The following is a 13401-nucleotide window of genomic DNA, read 5'->3' as shown; positions in this document are numbered from 1 at the left end:
GGCCCGGGCCGCTCCTCGCCCCGGGAAGTCCTTCCGCCTGGCAGAAGCCGCCTTGCCGAGCCCCCGCGACCGTCACGAACCTGAGTCCAACCACGGCACGCGGGGCGACGGCGCCCCGCTCTCTCAGGGACGGGAACGCCATGCCTCACATCACCGCCTTCGCCAGGAACCAGTGGTACGTCGCCGCCTACAGCGAGGAAGTCGGGCGGGAGCTGCTCGGGCGGACGATTCTCGGGGAGCCCCTGGTGTTCTACCGGGCCGAGGAGGACGGTGCGCCGGTGGCGCTCAGCGACCGCTGTGTGCACCGGCGTTACCCGCTGTCGGAGAGCGGGCTGGACGGGGACCGGATCGTGTGCGGGTACCACGGGTTCACCTACGACCGGACCGGCGCGTGTGTGTACGTGCCGGGGCAGAAACGCATACCGCGCACCGCCCGGGTCGCCTCCTACCCGGTGGTCGAGCAGGACTCGCTGGTGTGGGTGTGGATCGGCGACCCGGCGCTCGCGGACGCGGGGACCATCCCGCGGGCCCGGCACCTGGACTCCCCCGGCTGGACGACCGTGCGGGGCATGGAGCCCATCGACGCCGACTACGGTCTCCTCGTCGACAACCTCCTCGACCTCTCCCACGAGACCTATCTGCACGGCGGCTACATCGGCACCCCCGAGGTCGCCGAGACGCCCATCACGACCGAGGTCGACGAGGGGGCGGGGATCGTGCGGGTGAGCCGGCACATGGACGACGCCGAGTGCCCGCCGTTCTACGCCCGTTCGACCGGGATCGAGGGCCGGATCACCCGCTGGCAGGACATCGAGTACCACGCCCCGTGCCTGTATCTGCTGCACAGCCGGATCGCCCCGGTCGGCGTGGTGCCGGAGGCCGACGGCAGCGACCCGAACGGCTTCCACACCGAGATCACCTACGCGATCACCCCGTCCGGGGACGGCGAGGTGTACGACTTCTGGATGGTCTCCCGGGACTGGGCGACCGACGACGCCGAGGTCACCGAGTTCCTGCGGGGCAACAACCACACGGTGGTCATGCAGGACGTGGACGCGCTGAACCTGCTGCAGCGGACGCTGGGGTCGGAGCGGTCCGGCTACCAGGAGCTGAGCATCAACATCGACACCGGCGGTCTCGCCGCCCGCCGGATCCTCGCCCGGCTGGTCGAGGAGGGCGACAAGCCCGTGGAGAAGGTCCTGTGAGCACGCCGACCGGTGAGGTCTACCGCATCGACTGGCTGCCGGGCACCGACGTGCTGCACGGCACCTGTCACTGCGGGGCCGAGCACACCGCGCAGGACCCGGTCGAGATGTGGGAGTGGATGCTCGGCCACCCCGAAGGCCACCAGCCCCCGGAGCGCACCGCATGAACCTGTACGAGGCCGAACTGGTCGTCAGTGAGCGGGAGTCGGCGGCCGACGGTGTCGTCGCCCTCACGCTGCGGCACCCGCAGGGCGAGGAGCTGCCCGGCTGGGAGCCCGGAGCACATCTCGACGTGGTGCTGGGGCCGGAGCTGGAACGGCAGTTCTCGCTGTGCGGGGACCCCGGGGACCGCTCACGGTGGCGGATCGCGGTGCTGCGGGAGCCGGACGGGCGGGGTGGATCCGCCTTCGTCCACGAGCAGGTGGGCGTCGGCGACAAGGTGCGGGTGCGCGGCCCCCGTAACCACTTCCGGCTGGAACCGGCCCCCCGCTACCGGTTCGTGGCGGGCGGTATCGGCATCACCCCGATCCTGCCGATGCTCGCCGCCGCCGAGGCCGCGGGCGCCGAGTGGACCCTGCTGTACGGCGGGCGGACCCGGCGGTCCATGGCGTTCACCGGGGAGCTGGCCGGGTACGGCGACGGCCGGGTCACCGTCGCCCCGCAGGACGAGACGGGCCTGCTGGACCTGGGCGCGGTGCTGGACGACGTCCCGGAGGACACCCTGGTTTACTGCTGCGGTCCGGGGCCGCTGCTGGACGCGGTGGAGGCGCGCTGTCCGGCGGGGGTGCTGCGGGTGGAGCGGTTCCAGCCCAAGGAGCGACCGGCGGGCGAGGAGCGGGAGTTCGAGGTCGTCCTCGCGCAGAGCGGTCGTACCCTCACGGTCGCGCCCGGTGTCTCCGTGCTGGAGACCGTCCGGGGCGCCGGGGTCGAGGTGCTGTACTCGTGCACCGAGGGCACCTGCGGGACGTGCGAGACGGACGTCCTGGAAGGCGAGCCGGAGCACCGGGACTCGGTGCTGAGCGAGGAGGAACGGGCGGCCGGCGAGACCATGCTCATCTGCGTGTCGCGGTGCCGAGGGGAGCGTCTGGTGCTCGATCTGTGATCCGCAGGTCCGCCTCGATGCGCGCCACCGCCGTCAGCAGGTGGGGCAGCAGTGCGCGGCGGGCCGTCGCGGCGGACGTCCGGCCGCTGTGCGCCACGAGCGCCACCCCGGCCACCACCCGGCCGCCCCGGTCCCGCACCGGGGCGGCCAGTGTGCTGACGCCGTCCTCTGGGTCGTCCTCGCCCAGGGTGTGTCCCGGCGCGTGGGCCAGTAACGCCCGGCCCGCCGCCGTCCCGTACGCCGGGAAGCGTGCCCCCACCGCGATCGCCGCCGCCATGACGCGCCGGGCCGGGGCGGCGGCGACATGTACGACCGTGTCCCCGTCCAGCACGCACAGCGTCGCCGACTCCCCGGTCAGCACGGCGAGTTGCGCCAGATGCGGTCGCGCGAGGTCCGGCAGGTCGAGGCCGGAGAGATAGGCGTAGCCGAGTTCCAGGACGCGTGGGGTGAGGCGGAAGAGCCGGTCGTCCGAGTGGACGTAGCCCAGGTCGGCGAGGGTGAGCAGCAGGCGGCGGGCGGCCGCGCGGGTCAGGTCGCAGGCGCGGGCCACCTCGCTGAGCGTGCGCGCCGGATGGTCGGCGTCGAAGGCGCGGATCACGGCCAGACCACGCTCGAAGGACCTCACGAAGTGCGGTGCGCGGGCATCACTCGGCATGGGCGCCTCCCCGATTCGGCGGTTCGACTCGGAGAACACGGTGAGAGCGCGGTTCGATAACTGTCAACAATTTTGTCAGCTAAAACCATTGACCGGGTTGTCCGGCCGGTTCTACCGTCCCGCTGAGCCCCCCAACCGAGCACCATTGTGCGCACAGCGCACAGCCTGTCGGAACACCGTTGTCTGCACAGGAGGAGCCATGCGTCGTCTGCTCGCCGGTCTCGCGGCCGGCACCTTCATGTTCGCCACGGCGGCCTGCGGCTCCTCCGGGGGCTCGTCGTCCACCTCGCCCTCGTCGGGCGGCACCACCACCGTCAAGGTGGGGATCATCCCCATCGTCGACGTGGCCCCCCTCTACCTCGGGCAGAAGGAGGGCTTCTTCAGCAAGCGCGGCCTGAAGCTGTCCATGACGCTCGCGCAGGGCGGCGCGGCCATCGTGCCCGGCGTGACGAGCGGTCAGTTCCAGTTCGGCTTCAGCAACATGACCTCGCTGATGATCGCCCAGTCCAACGGCGTGCCCGTGCAGGCGATCGCCAACGGCGTGGCCTCGACCGGCGTCGAGGGCAAGGACTTCGGCGGACTCGTGGTGAAGAAGGGCAGCAGCATCACCTCGGCGAAGCAGCTGGAGGGCAAGAAGGTCGCCGTCAACACGCTGAAGAACATCAACGAGACCGCGGTGCGCGAGTCGGTGCGCAAGGCGGGCGGCGACCCGGACAAGGTGAACTTCGTCGAGCTCGCCTTCGACCAGATGCCGGCCGCGCTGGACAAGGGCCAGATCGACGCGGCGATGGCCGTCGAGCCGGCCCTCGCCACCATGAAGGGCCAGGGCGCCACGGAGATCGCCTCGCCGCTGGTCGACGTGGCGAAGAACCTCACCGTGGCGATGTACTTCACGTCGACGTCGTACGCGCAGAAGAACCCGGCCGTCGTCAAGGAGTTCCAGGAGGCCATCGCCGAGTCGCTGACCTACGCCGACGCGCACCCGGACGAGGTCCGGCAGATCGTCACCACCTACACCAAGACCCCGGCCGATGTGCTGGCCCAGGTGACGCTGCCCAAGTGGCCCGCCGACGCGAACCGTTCCTCGATCGAGGCGCTGGAGAAGCTGAGCGAGCAGGACGGCCTCTTCAAGACCGCCCCCGACCTGGACAAGCTGCTGCCGTGAAGGGTCTGAACACCGTGCTCGGTGCGGCCGGGCTCGCGGCCTTCCTCGCCCTCGGCGAGGCGGTGCCGCGGCTCGGCCTGGTCAAGGCGGACTACTTCCCGCCGACCAGCCGCATCGCCCGCGCCCTCGGCACCGAACTCGCCGACCGCGCCTTCTGGTCGGCGCTCGGCGACACCCTCACCGGCTGGGCGGTGGGCCTGGCCGTCGCGGTCGGCGCGGGCATCGCGGCGGGCGTCGTCCTCTCGGTCGTCCCGCACCTGCGCCGGGCCACCGCCTCCACCATCGAGTTCCTCCGCCCGATCCCCTCGGTCGCCCTGATCCCCCTCGCCATCCTCCTCTACGGCACCGAACTCCGCTCCGTCCTGCTGCTCGTCGTGTACGCCTCCTTCTGGCAGGTGCTGATCCAGGTGATGTACGGCGTCCAGGACGTCGACCCGGTCGCCGAGGAGACGGCACGGTCGTACGGTCTCGGCACCTGGGCCCGGGTGCGCCATGTGCTGTGGCCGACCGCGCTGCCGTATGTGATGACCGGCGTCCGGCTGGCCGCCGCGGTCGCGCTGATCCTCACCATCACCGCCGAACTGGTCATCGGCGCACCGGGGCTGGGGCAGCAGATCGCGGTCGCCCAGGCCTCGCAGGCGGTGCCGGACATGTACGCCCTGATCGTGGTCACCGGGCTGCTCGGGCTGGTCATCAACGTGGGCGCCCGCTCGGTGGAACGGCGGGCGCTGGCCTGGCACCAGTCGGTGCGCGGGGAGGTGGCGGTGTGAGGCGGCTGCTGCTCGGCGCGGTGTACGTGCTGGCCCTGCCCGCGGTGCTGGTCGCGCTCTGGTGGGTGGCCTCGGACGGCAGCACGAACGTCTACTGGCCGCCGCTGCGCACGATCCTGAAGACCTTCCCGGACGTCTGGACCGGTCAGCGGCTCCGCGACGACCTGCTGCGCAGTGTGCTGCGGCTGCTCGCCGGGTACGCGACGGCGGCCGTCGCGGGGGTGGCCCTCGGCACGGTCATCGGCTCCTACCGGCGGGTGCGGGCGGTGTGCGAACCGGTCCTGGAGTTCCTGCGGGCGGTGCCGCCACCGGTGCTGGTCCCGGTCATCATGCTGTTCGCGGGCATCGGCGACACCATGAAGATCGTGGTGATCGCCAGCGGCTGCGTCTGGCCGATCCTGCTCAACACGGTCGAGGGCGTACGGGCCGTGGACCCGGTGATGGCGGAGACGGCCCGGTCCTACGGCATCACGGGCGTGGCCCGGCTGCGTACGCTGGTACTGCGTTCGGCGAGCCCGCAGATCTTCGCGGGCCTGCGGCAGGCGCTGTCCATCGGGATCATCCTGATGGTCATCAGCGAGATGTTCGCGGCCAGCAACGGGCTCGGTTTCACCATCGTGCAGTTCCAGCGCGGTTTCGCGATCCCCGACATGTGGACCGGGATCCTGCTGCTGGGTCTGCTCGGCTTCGCGCTGTCGGCGGTCTTCCAGGTGGTCGAGCGGCGGGTGCTCGGCTGGTACCACGGTCTGCGCGCGACAACCCGGCGGCCTTGAATGAACCTCGTGAAGGGGCGGTCCATGCTCGACGTACGCGGCCTGCGGAAGGTCTACGACGGATCCGGCCGCCGTATCGAGGCGGTGCGGGACCTCACCTTCACCGTGGAGGCGGGCGAACTGGTGTGTCTGGTCGGCCCGTCGGGCTGCGGCAAGACCACCCTGCTGAAGTGCATGGGCGGGCTGCTCACCCCGACCGGCGGCGAAGTCCTCCTGGAGGGGCGGAAGGTGACCGGGCCGCCGCCCGGGATGGCCTTCGTCTTCCAGGAGTACGGCCGGAGTCTGTTCCCCTGGATGCGGGTCGCCGCCAACGTCGAACTCCCGCTGAAGCAGAAGAACCTGCCCCGGGAGCGGCGCGGGGAGCTGGTCGCCGACGCGCTGCGCTCGGTCGGCCTCGCGGACGCCGCCGACGCGTACCCCTGGCAGCTCTCGGGCGGTATGCAGCAGCGGGTCGCGATCGCCCGCGCCCTCGCCTACGAACCCCGGGTGCTGCTCATGGACGAGCCGTTCGCGGCCGTCGACGCCCAGACCCGGGCCGATCTGGAGGACCTGGTCCGGGGGCTGTGGCGGGAGCGCGGCATCACCATCCTGTTCGTCACCCACGACATCGACGAGGCGGTCTACCTGGGCCAGCGGGTGATCGTCCTGTCCGCGTCCCCGACCGTCGTCCGGGAGCAGCTGAAGGTCGATCTGCCGGACGAGCGCGACCAGTTGCACACCCGGGTCGCCCCGCGCTTCGCCGAACTGCGGACCCATGTGTACGAGCAGATCCAGGCGGCGAAGCGCGGGGCACCCCGGGGGGAGGACCCGGTCACGACGTCAGACACGCCGCCACTCCACTGAACCCAGCCAGGCCGCCGTGTCCCGCGGCAGTCGGCCCTTGTCGTCCAACGGGCCGCTGGTGAGCAGGAGTTCGGTGTGGGCAGGGAGTTCGGCGGGGGCGGCGCCCAGGTTGACCACGCACGTCACGCCCTCGGCGCGGCTGAAGGCGAGCACGCCCTCGGGGGCGGGCAGCCAGGTCAGCGGGCCGTCGCCGAAGCGCGGGCGCAGCGCGACGGCGCTTCGGTAGAGCGCGAGCATGGAACCGGCGTCGTCCTGCTGCCGGTCGACCGCGTACGACTCCCAGCCGGCCGGCTGCGGCAGCCACGGCTCCTCCCGCGAGCCGAAGCCCGCGTGCGGCGCCCCGGCCGCCCAGGGCAGCGGCACCCGGCAGCCGTCGCGGCCCGGGTCGGTACCGCCGGACCGGAAGTACATCGGGTCCTGGATGCGGTCGCGCGGGATGTCGGCCTCGGGCAACCCCAGTTCCTCGCCCTGGTAGATGTACACCGCGCCGGGCAGGGCCAGGGAGAGCAGGGCGGCGGCGCGGGCCCGGCGCGTCCCCAGTCCCAGGTCGGACGGGACGCCGAAGGCCTTGGCCGCGAAGTCGAAGCCGGTGTCCTCCCGGCCATAGCGGGTGGCCGTGCGGGTCACGTCGTGGTTGCACAGCACCCAGGTGGCGGGGGCGCCGACGGGCGCGTGCTCGGCGAGGGTGGTGTCGATCGAGGTCCGCAGCCGGTCCGCGTCCCAGGGGCAGGACAGGAAGGAGAAGTTGAAGGCGGTGTGGAGTTCGTCGGGGCGCAGGTAGCGGGCGAAGCGTTCGGTGTCGGGCAGCCAGACCTCGCCGACGAAGACACCGCCGTAGGCGTCGGCGACCTCGCGCCAGGAGCGGTAGATGTCGTGGAGTTCGTCGCGGTCCACGAAGGGGTGGGGGTGCGGGCGGGTGGCCAGGTCGGGCAGGGCCGGGTCCTTGGCGAGCAGGGCCGCCGAGTCGATACGGACGCCCGCGACGCCCCGCTCGAACCAGAACCGCAGGATGTCCTCGTGCTCCTGGCGGACGGCCGGGTGCGCCCAGTTGAGGTCGGGCTGCTCGGGGGTGAAGAGGTGCAGGTACCACTCGCCGTCGGGCAGCCGGGTCCAGACCGGTTCGGTGGAGCCGACGAACTGCGAGGGCCAGTCGTTGGGCGGCAGGTCGCCGTCCGGGCCGCGGCCGGGGCGGAAGTGGAACAGGTCGCGTTCCGGGCTGCCGGGACCGGCGGCCAGCGCCGCCCGGAACCAGGGGTGCCGGTCGGAGACGTGGTTGGGGACGATGTCGACGATCGTCCGGATGCCCAGCTCCCGTGCCTCCGCGATCAGTTTCTCGGCCTCGGCGAGGGTGCCGAAGGCCGGGTCGATGGCCCGGTAGTCGGCGACGTCGTAACCGCCGTCCTTCATGGGTGACGGGTACCAGGGGCTGAACCACAGGGCGTCCACGCCGAGTTCGGCGAGGTACGGCAGCCGGGCGCGGACGCCCGCGAGGTCGCCGGTGCCGTCGCCGTCGCTGTCGGCGAAGCTGCGGACGTACACCTGGTAGATGACGGCGGAACGCCACCAGTCGTGGTCCTCATGGTCCTCGTGGTCCTTCGGGGCATGGCTGGGCTGTCCCACTGGGCGAACCTTTCTGTCGGAGGAAGGGCCGTCAGCCCTTGGTGCTGCCCGCGCTGATCCCGGCGATGATGTGCCGCTGGAAGACGAGGAACAGCGCGACCATCGGGATGCTGGCGATCACCATCGCGGCGATGAGCACGGTGAGCTGGATGTTCTGCGACAGCTGGACCAGGGCCACGCTGATGGGCTGCTTGTCGGTGTCGGAGAAGACCATCAGCGGCCACAGGAAGTCCTGCCAGACCGCGACCAGCGCGAAGATCGACACCACCCCGAGCACCGGGCGGGACATGGGCAGGACCACGGACCACAGGATGCGCAGCTTTCCGGCGCCGTCGATCTCGGCGGCCTCCAGCACGTCACGCGGCAGCTGGTCGAAGAACCGCTTCAGCAGATACAGGTTGAAGGCGTTGGCGACGGCCGGCAGCCAGATGCCGAGCGGGTCGTTGAGCAGGCTGGTGTGGAGGAAGGGCAGGTCGGCGACGGTCAGGTACTTGGGGACGACCAGGGCCTGGGCCGGGACCATCAGGGTGGCCAGGATGCCGCCGAGGACCACCTTGCCGAAGGCGGGCCTCAGTTTCGACAGGGCGTAGGCGGCGGCCGTGCAGAACACCAGCTGGAAGGCCCAGGCGCCGGCGGCCTGCACCACCGTGTTCCACAGGTGCTCGGGGAGCTGCATCAGGTCCCAGGCGTCGGTGTAGCCGGACAGGTGCCAGTGGTGCGGGACGAGCGTGGGCGGGGTCCGGGCGACCTCGTCCGGGGACTTCATCGCGCCGGTCACCATCCAGTACACGGGGAAGAGGAAGGCGAGCGCGAAGAGCAGGACGACGCCGGTGAAGACCGTCCAGTAGACGGCCCTGCCGCGCGGGCGGGCCAGGGTCGCGGGCGAGATCAGGGTGCGGGTCGCGCTGCTCATCCGTCCTCCCCGGAGCGGGTCAGCCGCAGGTACACGGCGGAGAAGATGCCGAGCAGCACCAGGAGCATCACGCTGAGCGCGCAGGCGCCGCCGAAGTCGTTGTAGAGGAAGGCGTACTTGTAGATCAGGTAGAGGACCGTGACCGTGGCGTTCTCCGGGCCGCCTCCGGTGATGACGAACGGTTCGGTGAACACCTGCATGGTGGCGATGATCTGAAGGAGCATCAGCATGAGGATGACGAACCGGGTCTGGGGGATCGTCACATGTCTGATGCGCTGGAGGAGGTTCGCGCCGTCGAGTTCGGCGGCCTCGTACAGCTCGCCGGGGATGGACTGGAGGGCGGCCAGGTAGATGAGGACGGTGCCGCCCATGTTCGCCCAGGTGGCGACGATCACCAGGGAGATCAGCGCGGTGTCGGCGCCGTTGGACCAGTTCGAGGTCGGCAGGTGCAGGAAGCGCAGGGTCTCGTTGGCGAGGCCGGCGCCCGGGTCGTAGAACCACTTCCACAGCAGGGCGCTGACCACCGGCGGGATCATCACCGGGAGGTAGACCACGGCCCGGAAGAACGCCTTGGCGTGTCTCAGTTCGTTGAGGACCAGGGCGAGCACGAACGGGATCGCGAAGCCGATGAGCAGGGCGAGCAGGGTGAAGGTGAGGGTGTTGCGCCAGGCCGCCGAGAACTCGGGGTCGTGCAGGACCCGGGTGAAGTTGGCGGTGCCGACCCACTCCGGGGACGAGCCGGGCGTGTACTTCTGGAAGGAGATCACGATCGCGCGGATCGCGGGGTACCAGGAGAACAGGGCGAAGCAGATCAGTCCGCCGAGCAGGAAGCCGTAGGCCCGGGTCTGGTCGATGATCCGGCGCCGCCTCCGGTCCCCTGCCGGGGGCGGCGCCGGGGTCTGTCGGGCGCCGGCCGCCGCGGGGGCGGGCCGGCACTCGGCCGTCTTGGTCATCGTGGTCAGCCCCGGGCCAGGATGCCGTCGATCTTGTCGTTGGCGTCCTTGAGGAGCTGGTCGATGTCGGCGTCCTTCTTGGTGAGGACGGCGGAGACGGCGCCGTCGAGGACGGAGTAGATCTGCTGGGCGTCCGGCGGCTCGATCTTCATCTCCAGGGACTGGTTGCCGTCCAGGAACGCCTGGTAGTTCTCCACCGGCACGTTGGCGTTGGCCTTCTTGACCGCCTGGTCCTTGGCGTCGGCGGCGCCGGTGAACAGACGCGGCTCGGGCAGGCCGACGGGCGCGTTGTTCTTCTTGGCGCGGGCGTAGTCGCCGAGGAAGCCGTCGCCGGGGGTGAGGAACATGGAGTCGAGCCACTTGAGGCCGGCGCGGATCTGGGCCGGGGTGTCCTTCTTGTTGAACATGTAGCCGTCGCCGCCGATGAGCGTGCCCTGGCCGCCGGGCATCGGGCCGAGGGCGAGGTCCTTGTAGTTGCCGCCCTTCTCCTTCACCAGGATCGGGATGTTGTCCGGGGCGGAGAGGTACATGCCGAGCTTGCCCGAACCCATCATCTGCTGGACATCGTTGATGATCAGGAGCTGCTTGCTGCCCATCGAGTTGTCGGTCCAGCGCATGTCGTGCAGGTTCTGCAGGACCGCGTGGCCCTCGGGGGTGTCGACGGTCGCCGACTTGCCGTCGGCGGAGACGACGTCGCCGCCCTGCGCGTACATCTCGGCGGTGAAGTGCCAGCCGCCCTGGTTCTGGGCGCTGTAGTCGGCGTATCCGACGGTTCCGTTGCCGAGCGCGGCGATCTTCTTGGCGTCGGCGCGGACCTCTTCCCAGGTCGTCGGCGGCTTGTCGGGGTCGAGGCCGGCCTGCTGGAAGAGCTTGCGGTTGTAGATCAGGCCCATCGAGTAGCCGGTGCGCGGGATGCCGTAGACCTTGCCGTCGACGGTGTAGATGTCCCGCAGCTGCTGCTGGATGGTGGCGTAGCTCTTCAACTCCTTGAGGTACGGCGTGAGATCGGCCGCCTGGTTGATGTCCACGACGTGCTTGGCGTCCGTGAAGTACGTGTAGAACACGTCCTCCATCTGGCCGCCGGCCAGCTTGGCGTCGAAGGTCTTCGGGTCCTGGCAGGGGAACGCGTCGTGCGCGACGACGTCGATGTCCGGGTTCTGCTTCTCGAAGGCGGCGATGTCCTGGTCGAAGAAGGAGCGGTCGACCTTGGCGCTCTTGGGCGGCTGGCAGTTGACGGTGATGCGCGTCTTGCCGCTGCCCGCGTCGTCGCTCGACCCGCAGGCGGAGGCGGAGAGCGCGAGCGAGGAACAGACGCCTATCGCGACGAGAGCACGGCGGAACCCGGTGCTGGACATCGGTGGACCCCCCAGACAGGAGCGGTGGGCGCCGCACCGGGACCGGTGGGCGCCGCACACTCAAGCACCGGGAGCAAGAGTCCGCAATATGTCGCGCAGAATCTGTAATTATTCGACAGTGGATGGGATCTCCTGGATAACTCCCCGTCTCAGTCGCGAGGTGCTTGCGCGGTGGAACCGCGGACCACCAGCTCGGGCTCGAAGAGCAGTTCCTCGGGGGCCACGGCGCTGCCGTTGACCTGTACGTTCAGCAGCTCCACGGCCGCCCTGCCCATGGCCTCGATGGGCTGGCGGACGGTGGTGAGCGGGGGTTCGGTGCAGTTCATGAACGCGGAGTCGTCGTAGCCGACGACCGAGACCCGGGAGGGGACGTCCAGGCCCTTGCGGCGGGCCGCCCGGATGGCGCCGAGCGCAAGCGGGTCACTGGCGCAGATGATCCCGGTGACGCCCTGGTCGATGAGCCGGGTGGCGGCCGCGTGACCGCCCTCGATGGAGAACATGGCGCGGGCGACACGCTCCTCGGGGAGCTCCCCCAGGGCCCGTGCCGCGGCCAGCTTGCGGGCCGAGGGGACATGGTCGGCCGGGCCGAGGACGAGACCGATCCGCTCGTGGCCGAGGGAGGCCAGGTGCCGCCAGGCCTGCTCCACCGCCACCGCGTCGTCGCAGGACACCGCGGGGAACCCGAGGTGCTCGATGGCCGCGTTGACCAGCACCACCGGAATGTTGCGTTCGGCGAGCAGCCGGTAGTGGTCGTGCGGGGCGTCGGCCTGGGCGTACAGCCCGCCGGCGAACACCACGCCCGAGACCTGCTGTTGCAGCAGCAACTCGACGTAGTCCGCCTCGGAGACCCCGCCCTTGGTCTGGGTGCACAGCACCGGGGTCAGCCCGAGCTGGGCCAGCGCGCCGCCGATGACCTCGGCGAAGGCCGGGAAGATGGGGTTCTGCAGCTCGGGCAGGACCAGGCCGACGAGCCGGGCGCGCTCGCCGCGCAGTTGGGTGGGCCGCTCGTAGCCGAGGACGTCCAGGGCCGAGAGCACCGCCTGCCGGGTGGCCTCGGAGACCCCGGGCTTGCCGTTGAGCACCCGGCTGACCGTGGCCTCGCTGACCCCGACCTTCTTGGCCACTTCCGCAAGTCGTCGCGTCATGCGCGCAAGGGTAGCGCAAGTTACGCAAGCTGCTTGCGTAACCGTCGAAAGTCGGTCCTCCTCGGCCGGCCGGGGATCAGACGCGACTCGCGGTCGCGGTGTCCGCCGACAGCCGCTGTGCGACGTAGATCGGGACGACGGACAGCAGGACGAGGACGGCCGCCACCACGTTCACGACCGGCGCCTGCTGGGGCCGGGTCATGTTGTCGAAGATCCACAGGGGCAGGGTCTGGACGCCCGGACCGGCGGTGAAGGTGGTGACGACGATCTCGTCGAAGGAGAGGGCGAAGGCGAGCAGCCCGCCCGCCAGCAGCGCCGAGCGCACCAGCGGGAAGGTGACGTCGACGAAGGCGCGGAAGGTGTCGGCGCCCAGGTCGGCCGCCGCCTCCTCGTAGCTGCCGGAGGTGCGGCGCAGCCGGGCGACGACGTTGTTGAAGACGATCACCACGCAGAAGGTGGCGTGTCCGACGACCACGGTGAACAGGCCGAGCCCGACGCCGAGCGGCTGGAGGACCGTGCTGAAGGCCGAGTTGAGGGCGATGCCGGTGACGATGCCGGGCAGCGCGATCGGCAGGACGACCACGAAGGACAGGGCGTCCCGGCCGAAGAAGCGGTACCGGGCGACGGCGAAGGCGACGAGCGTGCCGAGCACCAGCGCGATCGCGGTGGCGCCGAGCCCCGCCTTCACCGAGGTCCACAGGGCCTCACGGGCGCCGGAGCTGTGCCAGGCGGCCGACCACCAGCGGGTGGTGAAGCCGGGCGGGGGCCAGCTCGCGCTGCGGTCGGGGTTGAGGGAGTTGACGAGGACGAGCAGCAGCGGCACGTAGATGACCGCGAAGCCGAGACCGGCGGCGACACGGAGGGCGATACGGGCGTTTCGGGAGAGTGGCATGTGACATATC

14 protein-coding genes are annotated in these 13401 nt (G+C 70.7%); 7 read left to right on the top strand and 7 right to left on the bottom strand.

Going from position 1 to position 13401, the window contains the following annotated elements; genetic code table 11:
• Positions 1–140: 140 nt before the first annotated feature.
• Genes ACIPSJ_RS31755 through ACIPSJ_RS31745 form a run of 3 tightly spaced genes read left to right on the top strand, consistent with a single transcriptional unit; the run spans position 141 to position 2307 of the window.
• Positions 141–1205, top strand: coding sequence for a Rieske 2Fe-2S domain-containing protein (locus tag ACIPSJ_RS31755; RefSeq protein WP_401351106.1), 1065 nt, complete (start codon positions 141–143; stop codon positions 1203–1205).
• On the top strand, positions 1202–1372 hold the full coding sequence (locus tag ACIPSJ_RS31750; protein WP_165939260.1) for a hypothetical protein: 171 nt from the start codon (positions 1202–1204) through the stop codon (positions 1370–1372). The genes ACIPSJ_RS31755 and ACIPSJ_RS31750 overlap by 4 nt, the downstream gene beginning before the upstream one ends.
• On the top strand, positions 1369–2307 hold the full coding sequence (locus tag ACIPSJ_RS31745) for a PDR/VanB family oxidoreductase (protein WP_401351105.1): 939 nt from the start codon (positions 1369–1371) through the stop codon (positions 2305–2307). The genes ACIPSJ_RS31750 and ACIPSJ_RS31745 overlap by 4 nt, the downstream gene beginning before the upstream one ends.
• Here the strand turns inward: ACIPSJ_RS31745 and ACIPSJ_RS31740 are convergent.
• On the bottom strand, positions 2258–2962 hold the full coding sequence (locus ACIPSJ_RS31740) for a helix-turn-helix domain-containing protein (RefSeq protein WP_401351103.1): 705 nt from the start codon (positions 2960–2962) through the stop codon (positions 2258–2260). The genes ACIPSJ_RS31745 and ACIPSJ_RS31740 overlap by 50 nt on opposite strands.
• A 199-nt stretch (positions 2963–3161) precedes the next feature.
• Between ACIPSJ_RS31740 and ACIPSJ_RS31735 the strand changes: the two genes are divergently transcribed.
• From ACIPSJ_RS31735 to ACIPSJ_RS31720, 4 genes are read left to right on the top strand one after another with little or no spacing between them, the layout of a single operon-like run.
• Entirely contained in the window at positions 3162–4127 is a 966-nt protein-coding gene (locus tag ACIPSJ_RS31735) for an ABC transporter substrate-binding protein (protein WP_359213807.1), read from the top strand.
• Positions 4124–4897, top strand: coding sequence for an ABC transporter permease (locus tag ACIPSJ_RS31730; protein WP_355727632.1), 774 nt, complete (start codon positions 4124–4126; stop codon positions 4895–4897). The genes ACIPSJ_RS31735 and ACIPSJ_RS31730 overlap by 4 nt, the downstream gene beginning before the upstream one ends.
• The gene (locus ACIPSJ_RS31725) at positions 4894–5670 is read left to right on the top strand and encodes an ABC transporter permease subunit (protein WP_365688061.1); all 777 of its coding nucleotides are present in this window, start codon (positions 4894–4896) and stop codon (positions 5668–5670) included. Before ACIPSJ_RS31730 ends, ACIPSJ_RS31725 begins: the two co-directional genes overlap by 4 nt.
• A gap of 24 nt (positions 5671–5694) precedes the next feature.
• Positions 5695–6513, top strand: a complete 819-nt coding sequence (locus ACIPSJ_RS31720; protein WP_359213814.1) for an ABC transporter ATP-binding protein — start codon at positions 5695–5697, stop codon at positions 6511–6513.
• Here ACIPSJ_RS31720 and ACIPSJ_RS31715 read toward each other — a convergent pair.
• From ACIPSJ_RS31715 to ACIPSJ_RS31690, 6 genes are all read right to left on the bottom strand, one after another.
• Entirely contained in the window at positions 6490–8133 is a 1644-nt protein-coding gene (locus tag ACIPSJ_RS31715; protein ID WP_401351101.1) for a glycoside hydrolase family 13 protein, read from the bottom strand. The two genes, ACIPSJ_RS31720 and ACIPSJ_RS31715, sit on opposite strands and share 24 nt — an antisense overlap.
• Before the next feature lie 31 nt (positions 8134–8164).
• Positions 8165–9046 (bottom strand): carbohydrate ABC transporter permease, encoded by an 882-nt coding sequence (locus ACIPSJ_RS31710; protein WP_401351100.1) that lies wholly within the window; start codon positions 9044–9046, stop codon positions 8165–8167.
• The gene (locus tag ACIPSJ_RS31705) at positions 9043–9999 is read right to left on the bottom strand and encodes a carbohydrate ABC transporter permease (protein ID WP_401351098.1); all 957 of its coding nucleotides are present in this window, start codon (positions 9997–9999) and stop codon (positions 9043–9045) included. The genes ACIPSJ_RS31710 and ACIPSJ_RS31705 overlap by 4 nt, the downstream gene beginning before the upstream one ends.
• Positions 10000–10004: 5 nt before the next feature.
• Positions 10005–11354, bottom strand: coding sequence for an ABC transporter substrate-binding protein (locus ACIPSJ_RS31700; protein WP_401351096.1), 1350 nt, complete (start codon positions 11352–11354; stop codon positions 10005–10007).
• A gap of 149 nt (positions 11355–11503) precedes the next feature.
• Positions 11504–12499: a LacI family DNA-binding transcriptional regulator gene (locus ACIPSJ_RS31695; RefSeq protein WP_401351094.1), complete on the bottom strand. Its 996-nt coding sequence runs from the start codon at positions 12497–12499 to the stop codon at positions 11504–11506.
• Between the two features lie 76 nt (positions 12500–12575).
• Positions 12576–13391, bottom strand: a complete 816-nt coding sequence (locus tag ACIPSJ_RS31690; protein ID WP_359213832.1) for an ABC transporter permease — start codon at positions 13389–13391, stop codon at positions 12576–12578.
• Positions 13392–13401: the final 10 nt, after the last annotated feature.

The sequence above is a fragment of the Streptomyces sp. NPDC090088 genome (assembly GCF_044747345.1).
Classification (GTDB): domain Bacteria; phylum Actinomycetota; class Actinomycetes; order Streptomycetales; family Streptomycetaceae; genus Streptomyces.
This window is presented reverse-complemented; position numbering and strand designations above follow the sequence as displayed.